The following is a 24718-nucleotide window of genomic DNA, read 5'->3' as shown; positions in this document are numbered from 1 at the left end:
CGCGGGGGAGAACCTCTGCTATTTTGCCGCGCTGTTCAACACGTTATCGAACTTATCAAGAGGACAGAAGCCGTTTGCGTCTATCGGGCATCCTGCCAGTTCCAGCGTGACGCGCTGCGCCGGTGATTTCAGCGTCAGGACGTCCGCGTTACGCAACTGCTGCGAGCTCTGATACACATACTCGATTTTCATCAGGTCGCGATTGCCTTTGCTGTCATGCCAGCGCTGGAACACAATCTTGCCGCCAATCGGGGTGCGTTCGTACTGATCGTGCAGCTGGTAGGGTTTGAAATCCAGCGCCGTCAGCAGCGAAGCAATATTCGAGTCATGCCCCACCAGAACGGTAATTTTCGGCGCGCTGCTACGGTCAGTCACCAGCGCTTTATCAATATATTTGACCAACGGTTTGGCGACGTTGCGCGCCACTTCACCCGAGGTAAACAGGCTGTCCTGATACCCGTTCTTCAGCTTTGACAGGACTTTCCACTGCTGATCGGATTTAATCTCGCCCCAGGCGACCTGATCCATCGGGAAACCTTCGTAGTATTGCAGCGTAAACGCATCCACCAGCGAGTTGCCGACTTTCAGCGGCCCCGAAACGCCAGGCTCCTCCTGATACTTCGCGCTAAAGGCGTCTTTGGCTTCGGTCAGCGAACACTGCTGTTTTTCTTTGCAGGACGGTGAATCTTTGTAGTCCGTCATCTGCGCCAGCAGCTGATAGCTGTCGTCAAGCTGCATCTGGCTGCGCTCTTTTTCCATCGCCTGCACCGCTTTCTGGCTAAACGCCGCAGAGTCATCGGTGATCACCGGATTAAACGTTGGGTCCATCGTGCCCATTTTTTCCTGATGATGTACCGGAATGTCGCACCCAGGGAAAGCGCCGGTGATAAAGAATTGTGCCGTCGCAACGGTGCGTTGCAGACTGTTGGCATAGGTATATACCGTGTCCGGCGTCGGGCATTCGCCTGACGTGACCATCCCCAGCTCCGCCAGCCATTCTCGCATGTAGTGGCCCATATAAATTTCCAGCACACCGCCTTTCGTGGTGAGCTGCCCGCCGGGCACATCCCACTCCGGCCACTGATTCGGCGTGGACTGCTCCAGCACGCTGCCATTATTGGCCAACGGCGCGCGCAAGTTGTGTCGGCTCATCATCAACACTTGTTGCAGTTGATAACCTTCCGGCGTTGTCTGCGCTTGCGCGGCGGACGACAATAAAACAGCCCCTGCCACAGCGGCGACGAGTATCGATTTTTTCATCCCTACAACCTCTCGTTGTTATCAATCCTCATAGAGTGTGACAGAAATATGACATTTTTCCGGGAACGGTTTCGCAAAACGGGAGATTCCAGAAGATAACCGGCAGGTCAGCATGTTCCGGTTATTCCGAGATAAAAACCTCATACTTAATATTGCGGGCGCAATAAAAAGTGCCGTCCGTCAGATACAGTTCACGAAATCGCGTGTTATCAGAGATGTTGTCCAGCAGGGAACGCTCCGTATCGACAAATTCTTTTTGCACGCGGTAATGAACGGCGTTCTCCGTTTCAAAAGAGACATATTCCGTGGTGGCGTAGGGCTTATTTTTTGATTTCACGTATACGATATATTGCACGGTACTGGCCGTCAGCCCCGTTTTCGCCGCGATCTCTTTGAGACTCAACGTCTCAGAGGCATAAAGCGCCTGAACCTGCGCTATGCGTCGGTGATTATACGCCGTCACCCGAAGGCTCAGTTTCAGCCGATAGGCCATATTCCGCACGGCGGTAATATTAGTGTGAAGCAGTTGCGCTATCTGCTCTGTCGTGAGGATGCCCGCGTTTTCCCGCAGAATCGCAAGGCTTTCGTCGTTCCAGATAAATGCCATTGGGTATCTCTCCGTACGCGTCGTTCATCGCGCCGCCAGGCGCGCAAACGTGGCCTCTAACTCAGGCGGCTTACGCATACCCTGGTGTAGCTCCAGAACGCGTCCTTCGGGGTCAATCAGTACGGAGGTCGGCGTGCCGATCACCTGATAACGTTCCTGGGTAATGTTGAGCTGATCGCGCACCACCGGATAGGTTATCTGATGCTTTGCCAGCAGATCGTTAATCCTGACCGTTTCAGGGTCGGTATTGACCGCCACAACCACCACTTTATCGCCCCATTTTTTGCTCAGCGCTTCCAGCGTGTCCATTTCCGCCAGACACCCCCCGCATCCCGCAGACCAAAAATTCAGGTACACCGCCTTTCCTTGCCAGCGTTCAAGGCCTGACTCCTGGCCTTGCAGATCAAACGCCGCCAGCGCCGGGGCCGGTGCCCCGACCGCCAGCTTTTCTTCTTTACACCCGCTTATCAGGATCGCCGCCGCGAGTAACAGCACATTATGCCAGCGCATGTTGATTGGCCTCCTCCCCCAGATATTTACCGTGTTGCAGCCGCAGAATACGGTCGGCAAACTGCCCAAGCGCAGGGTTGTGCGTCACCATCACAATCGTGCGCCCCTGACGATGCAGGTCGGTGAGCAGATCCAGCACCCGCTGCTCATTCTCTTCATCCAGGTTGCCCGTCGGTTCATCCGCGAAAATAACCGGCGGTTCGTTGACCAGCGCCCGGGCGATACACACACGCTGCTGCTCACCACCGGAAAGCTGGCTCGGCAGGTGCGTCACACGATGCCCAAGCCCTACCTGCTCCAGCACCTTCCTCGCCGCCGCTTCATCCACCACGCTGTGGTAATGCTGGGCGAGCATGATGTTTTCCAGCGCAGTTAAGAACGGGATCAGATGGAACTGCTGAAATACCAGGCCGATTTTCTCGGCACGAAAGCGACGCCGCCCCTCTTCATCCAGCGCGGCGGCATCGGTGCCGTCAAGAAACACCCGCCCTTCCGTCGCCGTATCAAGGCACGTCAGAATATTCATCAGCGTGGTTTTACCAGAACCAGAAGCGCCCATAATGGCGACAAATTCACCCTGCGCAATGCGCAGATTAATGTCATCCAGGGCGGTAACGTCACCGAACCGTTTGTATAAGTGGCGGGTTTCGATCGCCACCTGAGGGATATGCGTAACGGACATGGCGCTACTCTCCTTTCAGCACTTTAGCAGGCTCGACGCTTACCGCGCGTCGCACCGGAACAATCGCCGCCAGAATGGCGACCAGTAAAGACAACACCAGAGTAATGGGCAACACCGGCAGACGCAGCGAAATGGCGGCATTAAACACCGTTAATCCCAACAGTTGCGCCAGCAAATATCCCAGTACCCAGCCGCACGCCACCGCCGCCAGCGCGATGATGCTGGTTTCCAGCAGAATTTGCCGCACAATATCGCCGTTGCTGGAACCAAGCGCTTTTTGCAGCGCAAACTCGCGCGCCCGCTCGCCGACAATCGCCATCAGCGTGGTATTCACGCACAGCGAAGAGAGCGCCAGAATCACGATCGAGACCAGTCCCATCAGACCTTTAATTTTATCCAGCACCTGCCCTTCGGAAGCAGAGACCTTACGCACCGGACGAATCTCCAGGTCAGGATACTGCGCCTGCAACCGGCTGGCGTAGTTCTCCACCTGGCCGACATCGTTACTGACGCTCAGCAAGCCGTGGCTGATTTTGCCCGGCTGATGCAGCCAGGCCTGCGCCACGTCGAGGCTGACGATCAGCATGTTGTCCGTCGCATCGCCAGACTCCACAATGCCTTTAATCTGCAAATTCTTACGCTGATTGTGATCCACCAGCGTGATGCTGTCGCCCGGCTGCACGTTAAGGCGCTCCGCCAGTTTGACGCCGATCATTGCATTACGGTCGTCAAAGCTGACGCCAATCCAGCTACCGGTGACCTGCCAGTACGGCACCAGTTTTTGCAGCGACTCGAACCACACGCCAACCATCACCACTTTTTCCAGCTCGGTACGCGCCATGCCGTACAACCACGGACTGGCGCCATGCACCAGCCCCTGCGGCGCCTGATCGAGAATGCTCTGCAACTCCTGCTGCGGCATACTGGAACCGTGCCCCGGCCCGATGTAAAAATTCGCGCCGAAGGTGCGCAGTTCTTCGCTCATTTTGGTGTTAATGTCGAACCAGACGGCAGAAAGCGCCGTCACGATGGTCGCCCCCACCATCAGCGCGGCAAACACCACGCTGACCCGCTGAAAACGCAGACGCAGCGCCCGCCACACCAGCAGCCAGAGCATGGTACGTTTAGCGGCCATACAGCACCTCCACAGGATACAGTCGGGCGATCCGCCGGGCCGGGAACCAGGTGCCGATCAACGCAATCAGTACCGCAATCACCAGTACGCACGGCACCACGATCCAGGCAAAATTAAGCGGCGCGTCGAAGAGCATGACGCCAATCGCTTTCGCCAGCCCCCACCCGGCAATACATCCCAGCGCACCACCAGCCAGCCCGCTGGACGCCGCTTCCAGGTAGAACAGCAGCATAATTTGCCACTGTCGCGCACCCAGCGCCTTCATCAAACCGATCTCTTTGGCGCGTTCCATAATGGTGCTGGTCATCAGCGAGGCGATCCCCATTGCGGAAGCCGCTAGCGCCGCGACGGTAACGACCGCCATCAGCAGCTGAATTTTATCGATCACCACCCCTTCGGACGCCGCGACCTGCCATACCGGGCGCACTTCCGCGCCGGAAATCGCCTCTTCCAGCTGATGCGCGATCGACGACACATAGGCCGTGCAATACCAGAGGTCGTACTCTTCGGCATTGAGCGCGTCCAGGTTTTCCCGCGCGCGGCGGGACAGTTCGTTTTCCGGCACCGTCAGCGCCGAGACGCGAATCGCCTGCACTTTTCCGGGGAGCCCCAGCAGGTGCTGTACCGTACTTAGCGGCATCACCAGTTGGTTATCTTCATCGCCGCCGCTGGAGAGGATACCGCTGACGGTGACCTGCACCGCTTCGCCTTCGGTACGTAATGTCAGCTTATCACCGGGTTTCCAGCCCATTTGCCGCGCCAGCGCGTGCCCGACTAAGGTCTGCGGCTCTGCGCCTGCGGGTTCCTGCGGCCAGTCGCCGGTCACCTGCCAGTAAGGGCTGACCGTTTTCTGCCCCGTCTCATATCCTTCTTCATCAGGAATATCCACTGGCTGACTGAAGAAAGTGCCCAGAATCCGCACCGGTTCTCCCTCCACTCTGGCTTCGCCGCCGAGCATCGGCGCAAACCCGACAATGTTGTTTCGCCAGAAGATATCTTTGATGTTCGGCAGTTCGGATTCATCAAGAAAATCCTGACCGGAAAGCGGATTACTGCTCTCACTAAACAGCGCGGGCAGCGCAGCCTGTCCGGCGGGTTCAATCAAAATGTTCGCGCCATAAGACTTCAGCTCTCTGGACATTTTGTCGCCGATATCAATGGACACCGCCAGCAGCGCCGAAATCAGGCTGGAGGCCAGAAAAACGGTAATTATCGCCAGCACTTTGCGGCGTAAATTGCGCCCCCAGGATTGTCGTAACATCCGCCACAGCATGATTATTCCTCCCTCATGTCGGCAGGAACAAACTGCTCCGGCGTTTCACGGAAGCGTTCATAGTTAGCCTCTGACGAGAAGAACCAGGTCTTGCCGCCATAGCTGTATTTGTAATCGGCTGAGGTATTGGTCAACGTTGAACCATCGACCGGATCGGTCACTTTAATGGTCATGACCGTCGAGAAGTAGTTCACCCCTGTCGCCAGTTCTTTACCGGGGATCACCAGCTCTTTTTCATCATTGTGCCAGTTTTCAATCGGCACCGGGTTACAGCCACCGGCCTTGCCGATAGACGGAATAAAAATATGCACTCCGCAGGCGACGCAGATAACCTGATTGCCCTCCATGACATAACCCTGATCGCCGCACAGCAGGCAGGCGTCGAACACCACGCCAAAACGCAGCTTGTCGGGATAGCGGTTAATCACGAAGAAGCGCACCGCTTTGCCATCGTCCGCCACCCAGACGAAACGATGCAGTTTACCGTCACGAAGCTGTTCGACCGGCAGGCGCACCATGCCATCGCTCCCCAGCGTTACGGGCACGGCTTCAGAGAGTTGCGGCGGCTGCGAGGCCACTTTATCCCACCACAGCTGGCCTGCGATAACGACCACCGCGCAGCCGATTGTGACCAGCCACAGCCGTAAAGCGTTGCGACGCTGCGCCAGCGCCAGACGGTGAGCGATCGGTTCTTCGGTTTCCCGCGTCTGTCGAAAAGCCCGCAACAGCGCCGGAAGCCAGCACAGCGCCAGGGCCAGCAGCAGCGCGGCTCCCGCCCAGTTATACAGCGCCGTGTTATTTGTGACTTTCGCCACGAAGCTCAGCAGTGATTTACCCAGCGGAACAACCTGTAATTTCATCAGCAACAACAGCAGGTTGCCGCTCAGCGGCAGCCAGATCATCACCAGCAGAATCAGCGTTAACGGCCAGTACAGGCCGCGAATACGCCGCAGCAGCATCGCGCAGAGTACGCCCGCCAGACAGAGGATCGCAAAAGCGAGAACGACGGCCGTCAGGTTTAACAGCAGGTCAGTATTCAGCACATGCGTACTGGTCAACCCGCCCAGATTAGGGTCCAGCGCCCAATGGCGGGCAGCGCCGAAAATCAGAATCCCCTGCCACAGATAGCGGATACGCGTTGAAGCCCACCAGAAACTGAGGACAAACAGCAGCGATACCATGACCTCCGCCCCAACCAGCAGCAGTTGTACCGGTTGGCTGCCGTGAATAAACAGTCCCGCCAGCACGCCGGCAATCAGCCCGGTCAGCAGCGTCCAGGTCAGTGGACGTAAAGAGGGAGGATCGTTTCGACTCCAGAGAACACCGGAAAGAAGCGCAATGCAGAAAAAGACCTGTAGCGTCGTGACGAAAAAGTAACTCATAACTTCGACTCTGTACGGCGGGTTGAATTAGGCGACGGGCATATGATCGGTCTGACCAACGCGCCAGAAGGGGGAATCCTCCTGGCGCGTTGGTTAGTCGGTTTTAGTTCAGACCGACATATTTAAACTCGTAGCTCACATCAAACGGTTTCCACCAGCGGCCTACGCCTGTTTCGCTGTCAGTATGGCGATGCATCCCGGCTTTTGACGGCGGTTCAATGTGGTAGGTCACTTTATAGTTGCCCACGCCCATCATTTTGATGTTCGCGCCATAGTGCGGGCCGTCGCTGGCAACCATCGGCATGAAGGTGCCTTCCTGTTTTTCGCCCGTGTCGTTGTTGACCAGGGTGTAGCTGATGGTCAGGTACGGGATCCATTCCCCTGCGCCAAAGCCGTTTTTATTGCCTTCTACAGCGTGGATATCCGCTTCAAGGTGAACATCGGCTTTTGCTGCCGGTAAGCCCATGCCGCGCGGTTCCATATCAATCGGTTGCAGGTAAACGGCCGCCAGCTCCATTTCATTCATGGTGACAGGCTCGCCTGCCGGGTACTCTTTAAAAGCAAACGCGGCTGGCGCAGTGAAAATGCTGGCCATCACTGCGCTGGCAATCAGGGTTTTCTTCATGGTCATCAAACGTATCCTCTCGTCTAAAACAACGGCTATACAACGATTATGGGTTATTTTTTATCGTCTCCCCGGGAACCGCGCTTTTGCGCCGCATCACCCACAGCGCCACCAGCGCCGCGAGCAGCAATACGACCTGCGGTAACAACGTTTCCACGTAGGGATAAATCCCCAGCCAGCTGATTTCAGGGAAGCCGTTAATCAACGTAGGCTGGAACAGTTTGCCTTCCACCAGTTCCAGAACGCCTTTGCCCGCAAAGACGAAGGCCATCAGATACATGAAACTGCCGGTAAACATAAAGAAGGGTTTCAGCGGCAGGCGCACCACTGAGTAACGCATTACCAGCCAGGCGAGCAGCAGCACCACGCAGCCAATCACAAAACCGGCGCCAATCGCCATATGGCCGGATACCGTGTTTGCATCGCCAATCAGAGCGTAATAGAACAGCACCGTTTCCGCCCCTTCGCGGTACACCGCCAGGAAGCTGGTCAGCCATAGTCCGACCAGGGAGCCTCGTGACAGGGAATGAGACAGTTTGCCTTCCAGCCAGGCTTTCCAGTGGCGCGCTTCCACTTTGGACAGCAGCCAGTAGCTCATAAAGAACAGCATCACGACGGCAATCAGCATCGTTATGCCTTCCAGCAGTTCACGGCTGGCGCCGGAGTTAGTAAACAGCATCTGGAAGATAGCGGCGGTGATGACGCTGGCGATCAGCGCCACAATTACCGACTGACGAATAAGCGGCAGCTTATCCTGATGGTTGTTTTTCACCATGTAAGCCACGATTGCCGCCACAATCAGCAGCGCTTCCAGCCCCTCGCGCACGATGATCATCAGACTATAGAGCAGCAGACTCCACTGGGTTTCTTCGCCTTCGCCCAGCATCGTCACGGCTTTTTGCAGATCCTGCGCCAGCACGCTGGCCTCCGCATTCAGGCGCTCAACCGGCTGACCGGCCTTCATCAGACTGACCAGGCGGGTAAAATACGCCTCCAGCGTGGTTTTAAATGCCGAATCGCGAGAGCCGATTTTGTTTTCCATGCCGCTGGCTTCGAAGCGGTCGAAGTAGGTATCCTGGATATCCAGAATCGCATTCTTCGCATCGCCGCCCTGATAGCGCGCTATCGCGTCCTGAATGCTCTGGTTAATTCCCGTCGTCACCTCAGCCCAGTCGGTGCGGTTATTTCCCTCGTCCGCCGCCGGAATGTTGTCTGCGCTTTGCGCTGCGGCAACCTGCTGATCGTCACGGGTGGTTGGCAAGCCGGGTAAGATATCCTCGATATCCTGTAGCAGCGTAGTGACCTGATAGGAGACATCGTTGAGATGGTCAGGTTGCGCGGTCAGCGCAATCAGGGATGAGAATTGTTGGTTAATGGCGGCGGCATCTTTTGCAGAACGGTTTTGTCTGAGGGACATCTCCATCTCAGAGTTTTTAAAGCCCTGATAGTGCGCCTGTTGAACGTGCTGACTGGCAACGCTGTAGTTCCCGGCCTGATATTCAGTGACCGCCTGCGCCAGCAGATCGTCGATCGTCCTGAAACTCTCCTGCCAGTGAACGGCAATGTCGTCTCTGGACAGCGCGTTGTGCTGCTCTTCGGCCACCAGACGATGTCCGCCATCCAGCACCGGTTCCACTTCGCGCAGTGCGGCTTTCAGCCAGTCAATGCGCGCCTGAACGTCAGCGAGCGGTTTTTTCTCGCCAATCATTCGACGGATCTCGCCGAATGCGCTCTCCATCTCGTAACTTTTGCGCGCGGAAATGTTGATGCGGATCGGCCCTTCCAGGTTCTCGAATACCTCAAAATAGGCCATTTGTACCGTGCGGCGCGCCTCGTCGGTATGCTGTTGCTGATAAAGTTCCGCTGTTTTATCAAGACGTTGTTCGATATCTTCAATCAAAGGCGCATAATTCGTCGACGCCCAGACACTCATGCTTATAAACAAGCCAAAGAGAGTAACCAACAAAGAGTTACGGAAGTTACGCACGTGCACACCGCCAAAGAATACAAATGATAATTATTATCATTATATCTTTTTGTCGCGTTGTACATGACCTGGATCATAAAAATGTCAGCAGACGACAAGTTATGTAAACTTATTTCATCAAATCGTGATGAACACACACATTATGCGTTGATAAAAGGGACGTTATCTCCCTGTTTTTCTCATGGAATTAACGGCAAGGCAGGCGCGGTAACAGAGGAATAAATTTCCCTGCCGACAGTGATGTTATTCATTGTCGGCAGACAGAAATAAAACGCGTTATTGCGTACAGCAATATTCAAAGATTAAGGTTATTTCGATCGCTGGCAAGACGCTGTAAGAATTGACCATATCCCTGCGGCCCCATCCAGTAGTTAATACTTTTCTCAACGCCGGTTGATGTCAACGTCGCGCCGGAAATACCGTCAACGGTATATTCATCGGCATGTTCAGGTTTATCCTGTACTATTTTCAATGCAGGATGTCCGCTGTTATCTAATAATCGTTTCCCTGGCCACTGTTTGCGCCAGTTGGCGTCTTCCACCCGGGCCCCCAAAAACGGCGTTTCCCGTTGCTGATAATAATACAGATTTCTCACCGTACGACCGTCCAGCCCCAGAGCAAGAAACGCATGCATCATGGATTTCGCGCCCTTACCGGTAACCGGAATGATAACCTGCTGAATTTCATTATTTTTATCTTTCACAAAGAACACATCCGCCACCGTACAGCGCTGACGAACCTGCGCTGGGTCGCGTTCAGGGGCAAGTTTTTCACACTTCTGGCGCGCGGTGTCCGCGCTGCTGTCAGCCACCAGCTCGCCGGAATCTAAATTAACACGGCGTTGAATAATATAACGATGATAGAGCGTTTCGACTGATTTTTTATCCTGGGTCTCTGATTTCATCAGGCCCGCAGCGTGTAAAATCGCCGCCTGTTTTTCCTCCCCTGTCGGCTCCGTCATTTCTCCCTGGAACAGCATAAACCATGCCGCCGCCGCAACAAAAATAAGAACACAAAGCACCATCATTGATGCAACAATAATTTTACCCTTGCGCATTGAATTGTTATCCCTGTCAAAATGGAAATCGAAAAAATCGCCTGAACGTATCACAGACTTTCATTCAATTAAAACAGATATGCCATTATCAATTCAGGTTTGCAACGTCAGGCAGCGGTAAAAAATAATAACTGGCGTCGGTAAAAAAGCAGCAAAAATAACAGAAAACACGCTCTCCGCTCGTTTTACACATCCTGACAATGGGTTAAAAATGCCGGGTTTCCCCGGCACGCTATCAAAATATGGCTGCCCGCCACAGACGTAACTTCATGCCCCAGTAGCTGGTCCAGCCGCTGGTCGTGGTTACCACCTGCCCCTTCGACACCACCACCAGCGTTGGCGTGACGCTGATTTCCCAGTTTCGCGATATCTCACCACCGCTATCATTCACGACGGGGAACGTCACCCCTTTACGCGATAACCAGCGGGAAACCTCCCCGTCATTACCGGAACGCAGCGCGATGGTCATGACGTTCTCCCCTTCCGACTGCAAACGGACGACATCCGGCGTGGTGAAACGGCAGATACCGCACCAGCTCGCCCAGAAGTAGAGCAGCACTGGGCGTTCTTCACTGATCGACGCCAGCGTTACGGTTTCCCCATCCAGCGTATGCAGCGGCGTGCTGTCAAACATGGCCGGCATCTGCGGAGAACGCCAGACATCCAGCAGGATTATCACGCCAGCCAGCAGAACCAGTAAGATCGCGCCTTCACGCAGCCAGCGGCGCAGTTTACTGAGCATGGGCCACCGCCAGTTTTTCTTTCACCACCGCCTCAAGGGTCTCCCACGATACCGCGCCGGGGATCATCTCGTCGCCAATGATGGTTGCCGGCGTCCCCTGAACGCCAACCAGCCGGGCGAGTTGCAGATTGGTGCTCAACGTCTCCATGCTTTTCTCATCCAGCGTAACCGGCGTGGCGGCGGACTTTTCCTGCGCCTGTTTAATACTGGCGGCGGTGTGGTAGCCCTTTTTCTGCATCAGTTTCTCATGTAGCGCTAAAAACTGCTGCGGCTGCTCACGCCAGGTGGTTAACGCGGTACGCGCCGACAGTACCGAGCTTTCGCCCTTAAACGGCAGCGGCTTAATCACTACCGCGACCTGCGGATACTTTTGCACGATCTTCTCCAGCAACGGATCAAGCTGCTTGCAGTACGGACAGTTGTAGTCCGTAAAGTTGACGAGCGTCAGCGTCGCCTTCTCCGCGCCTATCCGTGGGCTGGCAGGATCGTTAAACAGCGCTTCCTGGATCAGCGCTTCAATTTGCCTTTCCTGCTCCGGCGTAAACGGCGCGGGTTCTTTCGCCGCGCTCAGACCGGTAAACAGCGCTAACAGCATAATCATCAGATATTTCATGGCGTAACTCCTTTCGCATCGCGCAACGTTTGCAGCACCACATCGCGCGTCAGCAGCGTGGGCAATGACTGACCCTGCGGTAAACCGGGGCCATAAATCTGGTTAAACGGCACAGCCACCTGGCCGCGTTTTTTCAAAAAGTTGGTGATGTCATCCGCAGGCAGCGTCCAATCGCCGCGCAATGCGACAACATCCGGCTGTTGCAGCGCATCCTGTATCTCTTCTCGCTGTAACACGTTGTACTTATTGACCTTGCAGGTAATGCACCACTCAGCGGTAACGTCAATGAATACGCGTTTGTGCTGCGCAAGCGCGTCCTGGATCGCCTGTTCGCTCAACGGCTGCCAGACGACGCGCTCTTTCGCCGGGCTGCTTGTCGCGTATCCCAGATGCGGCAGCAGGAGCGTCGCCAGCCAGATTGCCGAACCGAGCATCATAACGCCCAGTACGCGCCGCAATCCGTTCATCCAGCGTCCGGGACGCGGCAGGAGCAGCGCCAGACCAGGGCGTAGCGCGACAAACAGCCACGGCAGGCTCATCCCCACCCCGAGCGCCAGAAACAGCCCCCATAACACCGGGAAGGAGGCCGTCAACGCCACCGCAACGGCCGTCCCGAGAAACGGCGCGCTGCACGGCGTCGCCAGCAGCGTGGCAAACGCGCCCTGCCAGAAATGACCGGCCATCCCGTTGCCGCCGTGGGTGGCAAGTCGGGTCGTCATCGCGGAAGGCAGACGGAATTCAAACAGCCCGAACAGGCTGGCGCTGAAGATCAACATCACCAGCACCATAAACCCGATAAACCACGGGCTCTGGAACTGAATGCCCCACCCGAGCGCCTGATGGGTCAGCCGCAGAACGGTCATTAGCATCGCCAGCGCCATAAAAGAGGCAATAATCCCGGCAACCGACGCCAGAAACTGCCGCCGTATCCGCTGACGACTTTTCTCTTCGACGAGCAGAATCGAGCCGAGCTTCATCCCCAGCACGGGCAGCACGCAGGGCATCAGGTTGAGAATTAACCCACCCGCCAGCGCCATCAACATCACCTGCCAGAGCGGCAGTTCGGCGCTATCGGCCATTTTTGCCGTCGTACTGCCGATCGCCAGGGTACTTTCCTGAGCCACGCCGTCATTCGCCAGTACCAGCGTGACCGTTTGACCACGCAAATCGGGCGCCCCTTCTCCCCAGCCATCGCTGACAGGAACCGTCACCAGCAGTTTTTCGCCCTCAACACGCAGTTGCGGCTTGCCAAAATCAGCGTTATCAACGGCGTCGAGAAACAATGCTGGCGATGACCAGCCTCCGACACGCGTGGCTTCAACCACCAGCGCACCAGGACGAGCGCCCACGCTGAGCGTCTGCGTCAGCCCCCGGGAGAGCGGGATCTGCCCCATCGCCTGGGCATAGTCATGCGCGAACGCCGGGTCATGCGCCGAAGGTTTGAGGGTAAAGGGGTAATCGGTCAACAGGCAGACATTGCTGCAAGTAGACAAGGTCAGCACGCCGCTGAGCATCGCGGGTGACGGACCGCGAACCGCCATCGGGAAGGTCACGCGGTGGTGATAACCCTGAGTGGTCATACCGGCGACGTCAAAGCGCGACGGCGTCGGCCAGAACCAGTCAACCGCAGGTATATTTTCTTTCCAGGCAATGGCGGGCGCCACGCCCCCTTCCCCCGGCGAACGCCAGTAGGTTTTCCAGCCGTTTTCCAGTTTTACATCCAACAGTAGCCGGGTTTCGCCTTCCGGGGACGTGTCCGCGCGCAGGCGGACGCTGGCATGGTCGTTATCCGGCGAGCGCAGCCAGCCGCTTTCTGCCGCCCACGAGACGGGCAGCCATAGCAATAACAGACAGCACAAAGTCTGCCTGAAAACAGTGATCATATTTTTTCTCCGTGAACAGGTAATTAACAGTCAGCAACGGCCAGACTGTCATTCACGGAATACGCAGAAGCGTAGATGGACTCTGAGTGTGGGAGGCGAGATTGCTCGCGGTGGAAAGAATGGCAGGCGTACGGCGCGTACGGGCGCCAGCAGGGACAACAACAGACACAGCGCGAGAATCGCCCCTTCAAACAACACGGGCGGCGCGGCAAGCAATGATTTCGCGCTGAGTTCGCATGGCGTCACGGGCGAGGCATCATCAGCAGACGAGCTATCCGCCTGAGTGACGACCGCCGTCGCGGCTGGCGCCATCTGCAAGGCGTGCAGACCCGCCATGCGCTGCGCGGTGCAAACTATCACCACAACACATGCCAGGCAGAGGAACCACCATCCCAGTTGTTGACGTTTCGCCATGACATCCTCACTGATTGACGCGAGTTATCTTAGCCACTGACAAGGTTTTAGCAACCTTTGCGCTGTAAAGTTATGTCGGCGTCGCCCCGCTTATTACAGGCGAAACGCATTAGTTTTAATAATGATTTTGCTGTTTTCATACGCATCTTTCGGGTTTACCCTACACTTAACAACGATGACTTTTCCGGGGATTCCCTGCCGTATGTATTGATTTACGCGAGATAACGCTATGGAATTAAAGGATTATTACGCCATTATGGGCGTGAAACCGACGGACGATCTCAAGACTATCAAGACCGCCTACCGCCGACTGGCCCGCAAATACCATCCTGATGTCAGCAAAGAGCCTGATGCCGAAGCCCGCTTTAAAGAGGTGGCGGAAGCATGGGAAGTGCTGAGTGATGAACAGCGCCGCGCCGAATACGACCAATTGTGGCAACACCGCAACGATCCGCAGTTCAACCGACAGTTCCAGCAGGGCGAAGGCCAGAGTTATAACGCCGAAGATTTTGACGACATTTTCTCGTCCATCTTTGGGCAACACGGCCGACAATCCCGCCAGCGTCAGGCGACGCGCGGCCACGATATTGAGATTGAAGTGGCGGTGTTCCTGGAGGAAACCCTTGCCGAACACAGCCGGACGATCAGCTATAACTTGCCGGTGTATAACGCGTTCGGTCTTGTGGAGCGTGAGATCCCTAAAACGCTGAATGTGAAAATTCCCGCAGGCGTTGGCAACGGCCAGCGCATTCGTCTGAAAGGCCAGGGAACGCCGGGGGAAAACGGCGGGCCGAATGGCGATCTGTGGTTAGTGATTCATATCGCGCCGCATCCTCTGTTTGATATCGTCAATCAGGATCTGGAGATTGTGGTTCCTCTCGCCCCGTGGGAGGCCGCGCTGGGCGCGAAGGTCGCCGTACCAACGCTAAAAGAGAAGATTCTGCTGACCATCCCGCCAGGCAGTCAGGCCGGGCAGCGCCTGCGCATCAGAGGCAAAGGCCTGGTCAGCAAAAAACACACGGGCGACCTGTACGCTGTGATCAAAATCGTGATGCCGCCGAAACCCGACGACAGTGCCACAGCCCTGTGGCAGCAACTGGCGGACGCGCAGTCCTCCTTTGATCCACGCAAAGAGTGGGGGAAAGCATAATGGCTAACGTAACCGTCACCTTTACAATTACCGAATTTTGCCTGCATACCGGGGTTTCGGAGGAAGAGCTTAACGAAATTGTCGGGCTTGGGGTGATCGAGCCCTGCGAGAACGAAACCGCATCCTGGTTATTTGACGATCATGCGGCGATCGTCGTGCAGCGTGCTTTACGCTTGCGCCAGGAGCTGGCGCTGGACTGGCCAGGCATCGCGATGACGCTGACCTTGCTGGAAGAAAATGACCGGCTACGCCAGGAAAACCGCTTGCTGATACAGCGTCTTTCCCGCTTTATCAAACACCCATAAAATAATAAACGGGGGTTGGCACACTGCCAGCCCCCTTATTTTTATCACCGCGATACGGTAAAAAACTCACATTAACGTCACAGGGAAGCTGCTGGCCTCAACGGTTAAACCTTGCAGCCTTTTCCATTCTTTCGGCTGGTCACGCGACTTTCTTTTCTTGTTTCTGACGTTCCGCAAGAAAATCGCTCGCCGTAATCACCCTGCTCATCTCTACCTGAAGGCGGGCATTGTTTTCAGTTTCCCATACATCTACAGCAGTTTGCAGGTTCATCCAGAACTCTACAGAGGTATCGAAAACTTTAGACAGGCGAAAAGCCATGTCAGTCGTGAGTTTACGATTGTTGTTAACCAATGCGCTGGCGGTATTACGATGCACCTGCAACATTTCCGCGAGATCATTAATTTTGAGGTCAAGCGGTTCCAGGTATTCATACAGAAGGATATCACCAACTGTCGTGGGTTTTCTGGTTGCCTGGTTCATGAGTTAGTCCATCCATTTTGAGGGCAATTAAGCCGCTGACTCGGCTTAACCTTGTACAAATGGCTAAGCCGATAGTTTCACGCTTGTTTAATACTCATGTGGATCAAGGTAGAGGTCTTGTGCCTTGCCGTTCACCCATTTGAATATCAAACGATATTGCTTGTTAACTCTTATCGAAGAATATTCCTGCAATTTACCTTCCAGTTCTTCGTATCTGTTACCCGGCGGTGACTTCAAATCCTTGTAGCTAACTGCCGCGTTTATGATATCGAGCTTACGGGCCAATGCTGAATGTATATCCGGGGGAATTTTCTTATGTGGTGCAGAGTACATAAAAAAATCATCCAGCCACTGGTCACGGAAGTCTTCAATACTGACAAGTTTCTTTGGCATTCCAGGTTGCCTTCCGTTTCCTCAGGACAGGAACATTGTAACGCACATATGCACTGTGCACAAGTGCATCCATTTTAACTCAACTCCAAAAGCAGACGCTCGCAAAACTGCTCCATCGTCATTATTCCGTGGCAAAAGCCGTTAATCCGATATAAATCAAATCCTGCCCCCGGGAACCGCCGTAGCATAGTGGCATTCTGAATACATGTTCATAGGGAAATAAAGATCATGGGTGGGATGAAAAGAACGCGCTGGCAGCGTCGACCAGGCACCATCGGCGGTAAATTGCCGTGGAATGACTGGCGAAATGCATCAACCTGGCGCAGGGCGACACAATTTCTGCTCCTGCTGATCAATATTTATATTGGCATCACATTCTATTTTTGGGTCCGGTATTACGAAACTGCCGCCGCCAGCGTTTACGTCCCCAGACCCGGTGGTATTGAAGGCTGGCTTCCTGTCGCCGGTTTGATGAACATCCGATACACCTGGGAAACCGGTCTGCTCCCTCCTGTTCACGCCGCCTCCATGCTGCTTCTGGTTGCATTTATCGTCATCAGCCTGCTGCTAAAAAAATCTTTTTGCTCATGGCTGTGCCCTGTTGGCGCGTTGTCAGAGCTGATCGGCAAACTCGGAGAAACGCTCTTTGGGCCGTCGATAACCCTGCCCCGCTGGCTGGATATTCCCCTGCGCGGTCTGAAATATCTGTTATTGAGCTTTTTTCTTTATATCGCGTTATCCATGCCTGCACAGGGTATTCAGATGTTCCTGATGTCAGCTTATGGCATTATTATCGACGTTAAAATGCTCGATTTTTTCCGCAATATTGGAACAACCACGCTTATCTGCGTCATATTTTTCGCCGTCGCCAGCTTATTTATTCGTCATTTCTGGTGTCGTTATCTGTGCCCTTACGGCGCTCTGCTTGGTCTGTTTTCGTTTTTTTCTCCCTTTAAAATCCGCCGCAATGCCGACAGCTGTATTGATTGTGGAAAGTGCGCTCAAAATTGTCCCTCCCGTATCCCGGTAGACAAGCTGATTCAGGTCAGAACCGTTGAATGCACAGGCTGCATGACCTGCGTGGAGTCCTGCCCGGTTGCCTCGACGCTCAACTTTTCACTACGCACGCCTTCTGGCGCGCCGGAAGGAAAACGCGAGGCGATAAAACCGTTATGGCGACAGGCCGCGCTCTCGGGCGTCGCCATGACAATATTGATACTCGGGATACTTTTTGCCGCTATCGCGATTGCGATGTATGCCGGCGCCTGGGATAGCCCGGTGCCGGAGCATCTTTATTTCCGCTTAATTCCCCAGGCGAGGATGATTGGGCATTAGTTAAGAAATAACGCGCCCACGCTGGCGGTGTTTTCATCCTAAATGGCGCTTCGCCTCCTGGCGCACCCGGTGCAATACGTGATGTTTGATCCCACTGTAAGCCGGGTGTTCAGCTAGGGTTTCGATATCGCGTTCGCGGCCAAAAGGCAGGATAACCTCCTCAACGATTTTTCCGGGCTTCGCCGACATAATCAGAATACGATCGGCCAGGAACAGCGCCTCTTCTACGTCGTGAGTCACAAACAGCAGCGTGGTGCCGGTGGCAAGCCAGGCATCGCGCAGGAGTTCCTGCATCATCAGACGCGTTTGCGCATCCAGCGCGCCGAACGGTTCATCGAGTAGCAACACCTCCGGCTCCGGCAGCCAGGCGCGGGCCAGCGCTACGCGTTGTTTCATCCCGCCGGAGAGTTGCCAGGGCGCATGATGTTCAAAGCCTTTCAGCCCTACCCGCGTCAGCCAGTCCAGCGCCTGGGCGTTGACCTCATCTTTGTGGTATTTCCCCAGCCGTGGGCCAAAGGTGACGTTTTCCAGAACCGACAGCCAGGGAAACAAATTTGGCTGCTGGAAGATCATTCCCCGGTCTGGCCCTGGCAGCTTCACTGTCTTTCCGCCTGCCGCTACGCGCCCGCGATCCGGCTTGTTGAATCCGGCGACCAGATTCAGGATCGTGGACTTCCCGCAGCCGGACGGCCCCAGCAGTACAACAAATTCTCCTTTCTCCAGAGACAGGCTGATATCGTCCAGCACCGTGAACGGCTGCGGTTTTGCCGCAAAAGAGAGCGATACGTTTTCCAGTGTGATGGCACTCATTACTCTTTCCCCGCCCAGGGCACAAAAAAGCGTTGCAGCCCCAGCAGCAATAAATCCAGTAAATAGCCGATACCGCCGAGCAGCAGAATCCCCAGCATCACGATATCGGTTCGCAGATACGAGCTGGCGTTAATCACCATCCAGCCGAGACCCGAACTGGCCGCCACCATTTCCGCCGCGATGAGCGATGTCCAGCCGATCCCTATCGACAGCCTGACGGTGGTAAACAGTTCCGGCAGCGCATCCGGCAACACCACGCGCAGAAAAATCTGTTTGCGCGACGCGCCGAGCGTTTGCGCCACACGAATACGCGAGCGACCAATACGATCGACCGCAGCAGATGCCCCCACGACCACGCTCAGGAAGGTGGCGATGAAGATCAGAAAGAACTTCGACGCCTCACCGATCCCCAGCCAGACGACCGCCAGCGGAATAAGCGCAATCTTGGGTAGCGGGCGCAAAAACTGCACGAACGGATTCAGTACCGCCGCCAGACCTTCCGACAACCCCATCAGCAACCCCAGGGGGATGCCGATGAGAATTGCCACAGAAAAAGCGCTTAGGGCCCGGGCCAGGCTGACTGCGACATGCTCCCACAACGGCACCTGACGATAACCATCAGCCAACAGCTCTTCGGTTGTCAGACCGATATCCTGTAGCGACGGCAGCAGCAGCGGGTCCACCCATTGCCGCATCGTCGCCACTTGCCAGACGATAAAGAAAATAGCCACCGAAACGACGCTGATGGCGATGTGATAACTCAATCTCATTGCGCTGCTACCGCCGCGTCACGGATGTAGCGGGAGTTAATGGCGCTGTCCCAGTTCGCCGGGATATCGCGTTTGCGGATCTCGCCAATCCCCGCCAGGAAGTCAGAGGTCTTGGTCAGCGCTTTACCAATACCGCTGTCAGTCGTCTGGGTTCCATTGCCAAGCCAGTCCGCCGTACCCTGCTGCGTCAGGGTTGGGTATTCCAGCCCACCCAACGTATTCACGGCAGTCGTCACCGGCGCGCCCACCTCTTTCGCCACAATCGCCGCCGCGCGTTCCGGGTCTTTCTTAAACTCATCAACTTTTTCCTGATGAACGCGCAGGAACGCGCTGACGGTTTGCGGATACTGCTCGGCAAAGGCTTTACGCACGACGTAGTTGTTGTAAATCAGGTAGCCGTCCTTTTGCAGATCTTTGGTCGCGAATACCTGATGCCCGCCGGAGGCTTCAAGTTCCTGAGCAAACGGCGCCCAGACATAGCCCGCGTCGATATCGCCGCGTTTCCAGGCCGCGACCATTTCCGCCGGACGCAGCGGCAATAAGGTTATTTTGCTGCGATCGAGATGGTTAACGCTGATGGCGGCTTCAAGCGCATATTGCGCCGTCGAGTTTGGCGGATAGGCTACGCGTTTACCTTCAATATCGTTAATACGGGTAATGCCGTCTTTACCAATTAAACGCTCGTAGCTGGCAATCACCCCGGAGACGCCGACAATCTCCACCGGCAGTTTTCTGACAATGCCTGCCGTTGCCGGGCTGGAGCCGAAATTGGCAATATCAATCGCGTTGCTGGCAAAATAATTTAACGCGTCCGCACCGGACGCAAATTGCACCCATTTGACCTTGCTGTGTAAAGCGTTATCCAGAGAACCATCGGCTTTTGCCAGCATCAGCACCTGAGAACCGCCGCTGTATGCCACGCGGACTTCTGCGGGTGTTTCGGCAAAGCTGGTATTGACCCACAGGCCACCCGCTGCAAGTAATACGCAGAAACTTTTTTTCATTTAATTTATCCTTTAAATAATAACGTTATTAATGCCATGCTTCGCGCTGCGTTAGCCATAACCGGGCACACTGTTGCGCCAGCGCTTCTGCGGGATCAATCGACACGGCTAAATGCGGGGATGTCACCTCCGCCAGCGCAACCGGCACTTCCGTGCAGGCCAGCACCAGCCTCTCTGCGCCGCGATCGCGCAATGCCTGAGCCTGTAAACTCAGCAGCTCACCGCCGGTACGCAGTTCGCCGCGTTTTACCGCATAGCACCCCGGCACAAACCACTGCCGTAGCTCCTCTGGCGTCGGCTGCACGCTTTCAATCCCCATAGAGGCGAAACCGTGCTGGAACCAACCGGCATCCAGCGTGCCCTGCGTAGCGATAAGCCCGACCCGGCGGGGCTTCTCTTTCCCTTCAAATACCGCCAGCGTGGCGTCCACAATATGCAGCAACGGCGCGTCGCTGTGCTGCGCCAGCGCCTCATACCAGTGGTGCGCCGTATTACAGGCGATCACAATGTGGCTGGCACCCGCGCGGTTCAGCTGTTCCACACCGTGCAAGAGCTGCGGCAACGGCGAAGGCCCTGTTCCCGCCAGCGCCTGTTGGCGATCTGCAATTTGCGGCACATTCCACACCACATGGGGGATTTGCTGTTGATCGCTGCTGGCGGGCGTTGCGCGCAGCAATTTATGCATTAAATCAAGCGTCGCCAGCGGCCCCATGCCGCCAAGAATCCCCAGCAGAAAAGGTGTGCTCATGATGACAAAGAATCTGCGATGACCTGACGATAGCCAAACAGACCTGCGCTTCCTCCCGTATGGATAAACACCACATTCTCATCCTTGCGGAAATGGCCTTGACGGATCAGATCAATCAATCCGGCCATACCTTTACCGGAATAGACAGGGTCGAGCAGAATCCCCTCGTGCTGCGCCAGCAGTTGCAGCGCTTCAAGCATCCCCTCGGTGGGCAGACCATAGCCTTCGCCCACATAATCACTGTTGGCGACCACCGCCTCACGCGGCAATTCACCCGGCACGCCGAGCAGTTCCCGGGTCTGCTGCGCCAGACGCCAGACGTTGTGTTCCTGTTTATCACGCGGGGCGCGTACGCTAATCCCGAGGAGAGGAATGCCGCTGTGCGTGGCGGTTAAACCCGCAATCAGGCCAGCCTGCGTGCCTGCGCTGCCGGTGGCATGGACGATATGATCGATACGCAGCCGTAACTGGCTGGACTGCCAAAGCAACTCTTCCGCGCAGGATACGTAACCCAGCGCCCCGATTGCGTTCGAACCGCCACCGGGGATGACATAAGGGGTATGGCCCTGCGCACGCAGGCTTTCCGCATGATGCTCCATTGCCTGCTGCATATCCGTACCGCCGGGCAAATGAGCAATAATTTTGCCGCCGAGCAAACCGTCCAGCAGCACATTGCCGGATTGCTGATACTCATCACCCAGCGTCGTGACGCGTTGTTCGAGAAAAACATGCGCTTCCAGACCCAGTCTGGCCGCCGCCGCGACGGTCTGACGCACATGGTTAGACTGCGTGGCGCCCTGGGTAATGATAATATCCGCCTGTTTCGCCTGGGCGTCGCCGAGCAAAAACTCAAGTTTGCGGGTTTTATTGCCGCCAGTGGCAAGGCCGGTGCAATCGTCTCGTTTTATCCAGATATTTGGCCCCCCCAGCAAGCGTGAAAGTTGAGTGAGGGGCTCCAGTGGAGTCGGGAAATGGCCAAAATGAAGCCGGGGAAAACGCGCCAGATGCATAATAACTCCTGTAAAGAATAACGACGCCGCACATTAAAATTCGGCAGCGAGAGTAAGAAAGGTTCGTGGAATATAAGAATGACTATATTGATTTTCTCACTCACGGCTTACCAAGTTTTTCAGCTATGGATATGAGGAAAAAAGATAAAACAAAAAACGATCGCTTTATTTATTCGCCAGCATTCATTAACTGACCATCATGCCGATCCGTTTAAACAAATAACCAAATATGTCTTTTGGTGCGCAGGCACGCTCAGGTATTTAATGCTTCCAGGGCGACAAACGCCTGCCAGCTGACGTCATCAATCCAGATGCCCTCTTCCTGGCGCCGGGCATACGCGCGCAATTCCGGTTCTCCGGGGATCTGCACATCGTGCCCTTCCTGCCCGCTACGAACCCAGTCAACCTGCGCTAACAGCGCCTGTGAGTAATGTTCCTCCGCGCCCAGTCGCGCGGGGTCAAATAGAATCGACAACATATTGTTGATGATTCCGGCACGCGGCGGAATCTGCTGGCTTTCGGTCTCGCCGCCGGTCAGCGCAGCGCCGAGTAAGCTACATATTAGCGACAATCCCGCGCCTTTATGGCCGCCAAAAGGCAGCAAAGCGCCGAGCGGCTCAGTCATTAATACGGCAGGGTCGGTTGTGGGTTGCCCGTTCGCATCTACCGCACATCCTGCCGGGATGGCGCGCCCTTCATTCCAGGCGATGCGCGCTTTATTGCCCGCAATGGCGCTGGTCGCGAAATCAAGGATAACCGGAGGGCGGTTCTGTAACGGTACGCCCACGCAAAAGGGGTTTGTACCAAGCCTGGCGCGCAGCCCATCGAACGGCAACACGGCCGACGGCGCCGCCACGTTAGCAAAATGGATCGAGACCAGCCCGGCGCTCGCCACCTGCTCTGCCCATGCGCCGATCCGCCCGAGATGGTGGGTATTAGACAAGCCAATTATTGCCACCCCAAACTGGCGCACACGCTCAATACCCACGTTCATGGCCTGTTCGCCCAACGCCTGGCCGAAGCCATGTCCCCCATCAAGAGAGACAATCGGCCCGGCATCAGACAAGGTGGTCAGCGTGGCGCCAGGGTTCAAATCTCCCACCAGAATGGCCCGTATATAGCGAGGCAACAGGGTCACGCCATGCGAGTCGTGGCCTTTTAATGAGGATTCGACCAGGTTATCCGCTACTTTTTGCGCGATATCAGATCCCGTACCCGCCCGTACCAGATGGCGTTGTAAAAGCGAACGTAAGTGATGATGTGAAAATAATGGCATGATTCTACTCACGGACATTGCCCCTGCAATGGCAAGGGCTATTAAAGAGGTGAGTCCGACTATAGCGAGGATGTATTTGTTACATAACCATGAATAATAACTAAGCTTTTCCGCTTATTAACTAACACGCCATGAATATCGTTATTCATTTTCCTGATATTCATTGCCATTTAAATCATTTCCTTTCCCTCTCGCCTCTGCCCATGATTTTTTACTGAGAAACACCTTTCTGGGGAACAGATATGAATAAAAGAAACAGGGTATTTGCCTGGACGCTGGCGTTTTCCGCCCTTGGCGGAGTCAGCCAGTCGGCATTTGCGGAAGGGAACATTAGTATCGCGCAGCAATTTGGCATCGGTTATTTAATTCTTGATGTGGTGCGAGACCAGCAGCTTATCGAAAAAGAGGGGCAAAAAGAGGGGCTGGATATCAAGGTAGAGTGGCGCACGATTTCAGGCGCAACCGGGATGAATGAAGCGTTGCTCTCTGGCGCTCTGGACGTTGCGTCAGCAGGCGTTCCCCCGGTACTCACCCTATGGGATCGCACCAAAGGTAAGCAAAATGTGAAAGCGATAGCCTCGCTGGGATCGATGCCCAATTATTTATTGAGTAATAACCCGGCGGTAAAAAGCATTAAAGACCTGACCGAAAAAGACCGTATTGCCGTTCCGGCGGCTGGGGTCGGTTTTCAGTCTCGTACATTACAAATCGAGACGGCGAAATTATATGGCGACCAGGACTTCAAACGCTTCGATAAGATTAGCGTCAGTTTACCGCACCCGGACGCCAGCGCAGCCTTAATTGCTGGTGGCTCGGAAATTACCACGCATTTTTCCAGCCCGCCGTTTCAGTATCAGGCGCTGGAGCACAGCAACGTGCATAAAGTGCTCAGTTCCTATGATGTGCTGGGTGGGCAGGCGACATTTAATGTTCTCTATACCACCCAGAAATTCCATGATGAAAATCCAAAAACCTATAAAGCGTTTTATCGCGCCCTCAGTGAAGCCGCAAATATCATTAACCGTGACAAAAATGCGGCTGCCGAAACGTATATTCGCGTCGAGAAATCACGGCTGCCCTTACCACTGGTACAAAAAATTGTTAACGATCCAGAAATCAGCTTTACGGTTTTCCCTGAGCGTACTGGCGTATATGCCGAAAAACTCCATGAGCTTGGCGTACTGAAAAATAAGGCCGATTCCTGGAAAGACTATTTCTTTAACGAAGCATGGGAAAACCCAGGCAGTTAAACCGCGACACCGGAGG

At 55.2% G+C, this 24718-nt stretch carries 26 protein-coding genes; 4 read left to right on the top strand and 22 right to left on the bottom strand.

The window, feature by feature from the left end; all coding sequences use genetic code 11:
• Positions 1-18 precede the first annotated feature (18 nt).
• The 14 genes from agp to OGV50_RS11535 all read right to left on the bottom strand — a co-directional run bounded on the left by agp (position 19) and on the right by OGV50_RS11535 (position 14170).
• Positions 19-1260, bottom strand: coding sequence for a bifunctional glucose-1-phosphatase/inositol phosphatase (gene agp, locus OGV50_RS11600; RefSeq protein ID WP_286488552.1), 1242 nt, complete (start codon positions 1258-1260; stop codon positions 19-21).
• Between the two features lie 121 nt (positions 1261-1381).
• The gene (locus OGV50_RS11595) at positions 1382-1867 is read right to left on the bottom strand and encodes a hypothetical protein (RefSeq protein WP_000874189.1); all 486 of its coding nucleotides are present in this window, start codon (positions 1865-1867) and stop codon (positions 1382-1384) included.
• A 24-nt stretch (positions 1868-1891) separates the two neighbouring features.
• Positions 1892-2377: a TlpA family protein disulfide reductase gene (locus OGV50_RS11590; protein WP_012132911.1), complete on the bottom strand. Its 486-nt coding sequence runs from the start codon at positions 2375-2377 to the stop codon at positions 1892-1894.
• Complete coding sequence (locus OGV50_RS11585; RefSeq protein WP_286488551.1) at positions 2364-3059, bottom strand: ABC transporter ATP-binding protein; 696 nt, start codon at positions 3057-3059, stop codon at positions 2364-2366. Before OGV50_RS11585 ends, OGV50_RS11590 begins: the two co-directional genes overlap by 14 nt.
• 4 nt (positions 3060-3063) lie before the next feature.
• The gene (locus tag OGV50_RS11580; RefSeq protein WP_000729219.1) at positions 3064-4194 is read right to left on the bottom strand and encodes an ABC transporter permease; all 1131 of its coding nucleotides are present in this window, start codon (positions 4192-4194) and stop codon (positions 3064-3066) included.
• Positions 4184-5467 carry an ABC transporter permease gene (locus OGV50_RS11575; protein ID WP_286488550.1) on the bottom strand — a complete coding sequence of 428 codons (1284 nt, stop codon included), beginning with the start codon at positions 5465-5467 and terminating at the stop codon, positions 4184-4186. Before OGV50_RS11575 ends, OGV50_RS11580 begins: the two co-directional genes overlap by 11 nt.
• A gap of 2 nt (positions 5468-5469) precedes the next feature.
• Complete coding sequence (locus tag OGV50_RS11570; RefSeq protein WP_000119836.1) at positions 5470-6849, bottom strand: Fe-S-containing protein; 1380 nt, start codon at positions 6847-6849, stop codon at positions 5470-5472.
• A 103-nt stretch (positions 6850-6952) separates the two neighbouring features.
• Positions 6953-7480, bottom strand: a complete 528-nt coding sequence (locus tag OGV50_RS11565) for an iron transporter (RefSeq protein ID WP_012132914.1) — start codon at positions 7478-7480, stop codon at positions 6953-6955.
• Positions 7481-7520: 40 nt separating this feature from the next.
• Positions 7521-9407: an FTR1 family iron permease gene (locus tag OGV50_RS11560; RefSeq protein WP_286488549.1), complete on the bottom strand. Its 1887-nt coding sequence runs from the start codon at positions 9405-9407 to the stop codon at positions 7521-7523.
• A 349-nt stretch (positions 9408-9756) separates the two neighbouring features.
• On the bottom strand, positions 9757-10572 hold the full coding sequence (locus OGV50_RS11555) for a Na(+)-translocating NADH-quinone reductase subunit C (protein ID WP_200092446.1): 816 nt from the start codon (positions 10570-10572) through the stop codon (positions 9757-9759).
• 181 nt (positions 10573-10753) lie between these two features.
• The gene (locus OGV50_RS11550) at positions 10754-11260 is read right to left on the bottom strand and encodes a protein disulfide oxidoreductase (RefSeq protein ID WP_200092443.1); all 507 of its coding nucleotides are present in this window, start codon (positions 11258-11260) and stop codon (positions 10754-10756) included.
• Positions 11250-11873: a DsbA family protein gene (locus OGV50_RS11545; RefSeq protein ID WP_200092439.1), complete on the bottom strand. Its 624-nt coding sequence runs from the start codon at positions 11871-11873 to the stop codon at positions 11250-11252. The genes OGV50_RS11550 and OGV50_RS11545 overlap by 11 nt, the downstream gene beginning before the upstream one ends.
• Positions 11870-13756: a cytochrome c biogenesis protein CcdA gene (locus OGV50_RS11540; protein WP_286488547.1), complete on the bottom strand. Its 1887-nt coding sequence runs from the start codon at positions 13754-13756 to the stop codon at positions 11870-11872. Before OGV50_RS11540 ends, OGV50_RS11545 begins: the two co-directional genes overlap by 4 nt.
• A 48-nt stretch (positions 13757-13804) precedes the next feature.
• On the bottom strand, positions 13805-14170 hold the full coding sequence (locus OGV50_RS11535) for a hypothetical protein (protein ID WP_047457658.1): 366 nt from the start codon (positions 14168-14170) through the stop codon (positions 13805-13807).
• Positions 14171-14399: 229 nt separating this feature from the next.
• Here OGV50_RS11535 and cbpA point away from each other — a divergent pair, with 229 nt between their 5' ends.
• Both cbpA and cbpM read left to right on the top strand, forming a co-directional pair.
• Positions 14400-15320 (top strand): curved DNA-binding protein, encoded by a 921-nt coding sequence (gene cbpA, locus OGV50_RS11530; protein WP_047457661.1) that lies wholly within the window; start codon positions 14400-14402, stop codon positions 15318-15320.
• Positions 15320-15625 (top strand): chaperone modulator CbpM, encoded by a 306-nt coding sequence (gene cbpM, locus OGV50_RS11525; RefSeq protein WP_047457663.1) that lies wholly within the window; start codon positions 15320-15322, stop codon positions 15623-15625. Before cbpA ends, cbpM begins: the two co-directional genes overlap by 1 nt.
• A gap of 139 nt (positions 15626-15764) precedes the next feature.
• On the opposite strand, the gene OGV50_RS11520 is transcribed toward cbpM, so the two are convergent.
• Positions 15765-16106 carry a HigA family addiction module antitoxin gene (locus tag OGV50_RS11520; protein WP_012132926.1) on the bottom strand — a complete coding sequence of 114 codons (342 nt, stop codon included), beginning with the start codon at positions 16104-16106 and terminating at the stop codon, positions 15765-15767.
• Positions 16107-16193: 87 nt separating this feature from the next.
• Positions 16194-16499 carry a type II toxin-antitoxin system RelE/ParE family toxin gene (locus tag OGV50_RS11515; protein ID WP_012132927.1) on the bottom strand — a complete coding sequence of 102 codons (306 nt, stop codon included), beginning with the start codon at positions 16497-16499 and terminating at the stop codon, positions 16194-16196.
• 228 nt (positions 16500-16727) lie between these two features.
• Between OGV50_RS11515 and OGV50_RS11510 the strand changes: the two genes are divergently transcribed.
• Complete coding sequence (locus OGV50_RS11510) at positions 16728-17834, top strand: 4Fe-4S binding protein (RefSeq protein ID WP_112002286.1); 1107 nt, start codon at positions 16728-16730, stop codon at positions 17832-17834.
• Between the two features lie 33 nt (positions 17835-17867).
• On the opposite strand, the gene OGV50_RS11505 is transcribed toward OGV50_RS11510, so the two are convergent.
• The 6 genes from OGV50_RS11505 to OGV50_RS11480 all read right to left on the bottom strand — a co-directional run bounded on the left by OGV50_RS11505 (position 17868) and on the right by OGV50_RS11480 (position 23452).
• A complete protein-coding gene (locus OGV50_RS11505; protein WP_012132930.1) occupies positions 17868-18644 on the bottom strand; it encodes an ABC transporter ATP-binding protein in 777 nt (258 codons plus the stop codon).
• Positions 18644-19414, bottom strand: coding sequence for an ABC transporter permease (locus tag OGV50_RS11500; protein ID WP_058668982.1), 771 nt, complete (start codon positions 19412-19414; stop codon positions 18644-18646). The genes OGV50_RS11505 and OGV50_RS11500 overlap by 1 nt, the downstream gene beginning before the upstream one ends.
• Complete coding sequence (locus OGV50_RS11495) at positions 19411-20418, bottom strand: taurine ABC transporter substrate-binding protein (RefSeq protein WP_200030980.1); 1008 nt, start codon at positions 20416-20418, stop codon at positions 19411-19413. The genes OGV50_RS11500 and OGV50_RS11495 overlap by 4 nt, the downstream gene beginning before the upstream one ends.
• A 28-nt stretch (positions 20419-20446) precedes the next feature.
• Positions 20447-21166 (bottom strand): cysteate racemase, encoded by a 720-nt coding sequence (cuyB, locus tag OGV50_RS11490; protein ID WP_110494362.1) that lies wholly within the window; start codon positions 21164-21166, stop codon positions 20447-20449.
• Positions 21163-22176, bottom strand: coding sequence for a D-cysteate sulfo-lyase (gene cuyA, locus OGV50_RS11485; RefSeq protein ID WP_199977566.1), 1014 nt, complete (start codon positions 22174-22176; stop codon positions 21163-21165). The genes cuyB and cuyA overlap by 4 nt, the downstream gene beginning before the upstream one ends.
• A 253-nt stretch (positions 22177-22429) precedes the next feature.
• Complete coding sequence (locus OGV50_RS11480) at positions 22430-23452, bottom strand: malate/lactate/ureidoglycolate dehydrogenase (RefSeq protein WP_286488546.1); 1023 nt, start codon at positions 23450-23452, stop codon at positions 22430-22432.
• Positions 23453-23694: 242 nt separating this feature from the next.
• On the opposite strand from OGV50_RS11480, the gene OGV50_RS11475 reads away from it, so the two are divergent.
• Entirely contained in the window at positions 23695-24702 is a 1008-nt protein-coding gene (locus OGV50_RS11475; RefSeq protein ID WP_012132938.1) for an ABC transporter substrate-binding protein, read from the top strand.
• Positions 24703-24718: the final 16 nt, after the last annotated feature.

The sequence above is a fragment of the Citrobacter sp. CK180 genome (assembly GCF_030333655.1).
In the GTDB taxonomy this organism is placed as follows: Bacteria; Pseudomonadota; Gammaproteobacteria; order Enterobacterales; family Enterobacteriaceae; genus Citrobacter_B; species Citrobacter_B koseri.
The sequence above is the reverse complement of the archived record's forward strand: the minus strand, read 5'-3'. Positions and strand labels throughout refer to the sequence as shown.

Excerpts from the sequence above, each read along its gene's own strand:
- OGV50_RS11475 (WP_012132938.1), top strand. The coding sequence starts at position 23,695 with ATGAATAAAAGAAACAGGGTATTTGCCTGGACGCTGGCGTTTTCCGCC.
- OGV50_RS11570 (WP_000119836.1), bottom strand. The coding sequence starts at position 6,849 with ATGAGTTACTTTTTCGTCACGACGCTACAGGTCTTTTTCTGCATTGCG.
- cbpA (WP_047457661.1), top strand. The coding sequence starts at position 14,400 with ATGGAATTAAAGGATTATTACGCCATTATGGGCGTGAAACCGACGGAC.
- OGV50_RS11575 (WP_286488550.1), bottom strand. The coding sequence starts at position 5,467 with ATGCTGTGGCGGATGTTACGACAATCCTGGGGGCGCAATTTACGCCGC.
- OGV50_RS11590 (WP_012132911.1), bottom strand. The coding sequence starts at position 2,377 with ATGCGCTGGCATAATGTGCTGTTACTCGCGGCGGCGATCCTGATAAGC.
- OGV50_RS11510 (WP_112002286.1), top strand. The coding sequence starts at position 16,728 with ATGGGTGGGATGAAAAGAACGCGCTGGCAGCGTCGACCAGGCACCATC.
- cuyB (WP_110494362.1), bottom strand. The coding sequence starts at position 21,166 with ATGAGCACACCTTTTCTGCTGGGGATTCTTGGCGGCATGGGGCCGCTG.
- OGV50_RS11580 (WP_000729219.1), bottom strand. The coding sequence starts at position 4,194 with ATGGCCGCTAAACGTACCATGCTCTGGCTGCTGGTGTGGCGGGCGCTG.
- OGV50_RS11595 (WP_000874189.1), bottom strand. The coding sequence starts at position 1,867 with ATGGCATTTATCTGGAACGACGAAAGCCTTGCGATTCTGCGGGAAAAC.
- OGV50_RS11545 (WP_200092439.1), bottom strand. The coding sequence starts at position 11,873 with ATGAAATATCTGATGATTATGCTGTTAGCGCTGTTTACCGGTCTGAGC.
- OGV50_RS11585 (WP_286488551.1), bottom strand. The coding sequence starts at position 3,059 with ATGTCCGTTACGCATATCCCTCAGGTGGCGATCGAAACCCGCCACTTA.
- OGV50_RS11500 (WP_058668982.1), bottom strand. The coding sequence starts at position 19,414 with ATGAGATTGAGTTATCACATCGCCATCAGCGTCGTTTCGGTGGCTATT.
- agp (WP_286488552.1), bottom strand. The coding sequence starts at position 1,260 with ATGAAAAAATCGATACTCGTCGCCGCTGTGGCAGGGGCTGTTTTATTG.
- OGV50_RS11520 (WP_012132926.1), bottom strand. The coding sequence starts at position 16,106 with ATGAACCAGGCAACCAGAAAACCCACGACAGTTGGTGATATCCTTCTG.
- OGV50_RS11540 (WP_286488547.1), bottom strand. The coding sequence starts at position 13,756 with ATGATCACTGTTTTCAGGCAGACTTTGTGCTGTCTGTTATTGCTATGG.
- OGV50_RS11515 (WP_012132927.1), bottom strand. The coding sequence starts at position 16,499 with ATGCCAAAGAAACTTGTCAGTATTGAAGACTTCCGTGACCAGTGGCTG.
- cbpM (WP_047457663.1), top strand. The coding sequence starts at position 15,320 with ATGGCTAACGTAACCGTCACCTTTACAATTACCGAATTTTGCCTGCAT.
- OGV50_RS11535 (WP_047457658.1), bottom strand. The coding sequence starts at position 14,170 with ATGGCGAAACGTCAACAACTGGGATGGTGGTTCCTCTGCCTGGCATGT.
- OGV50_RS11550 (WP_200092443.1), bottom strand. The coding sequence starts at position 11,260 with ATGCTCAGTAAACTGCGCCGCTGGCTGCGTGAAGGCGCGATCTTACTG.
- OGV50_RS11560 (WP_286488549.1), bottom strand. The coding sequence starts at position 9,407 with ATGAGTGTCTGGGCGTCGACGAATTATGCGCCTTTGATTGAAGATATC.
- OGV50_RS11505 (WP_012132930.1), bottom strand. The coding sequence starts at position 18,644 with ATGAGTGCCATCACACTGGAAAACGTATCGCTCTCTTTTGCGGCAAAA.
- OGV50_RS11480 (WP_286488546.1), bottom strand. The coding sequence starts at position 23,452 with ATGCCATTATTTTCACATCATCACTTACGTTCGCTTTTACAACGCCAT.
- cuyA (WP_199977566.1), bottom strand. The coding sequence starts at position 22,176 with ATGCATCTGGCGCGTTTTCCCCGGCTTCATTTTGGCCATTTCCCGACT.
- OGV50_RS11495 (WP_200030980.1), bottom strand. The coding sequence starts at position 20,418 with ATGAAAAAAAGTTTCTGCGTATTACTTGCAGCGGGTGGCCTGTGGGTC.
- OGV50_RS11565 (WP_012132914.1), bottom strand. The coding sequence starts at position 7,480 with ATGACCATGAAGAAAACCCTGATTGCCAGCGCAGTGATGGCCAGCATT.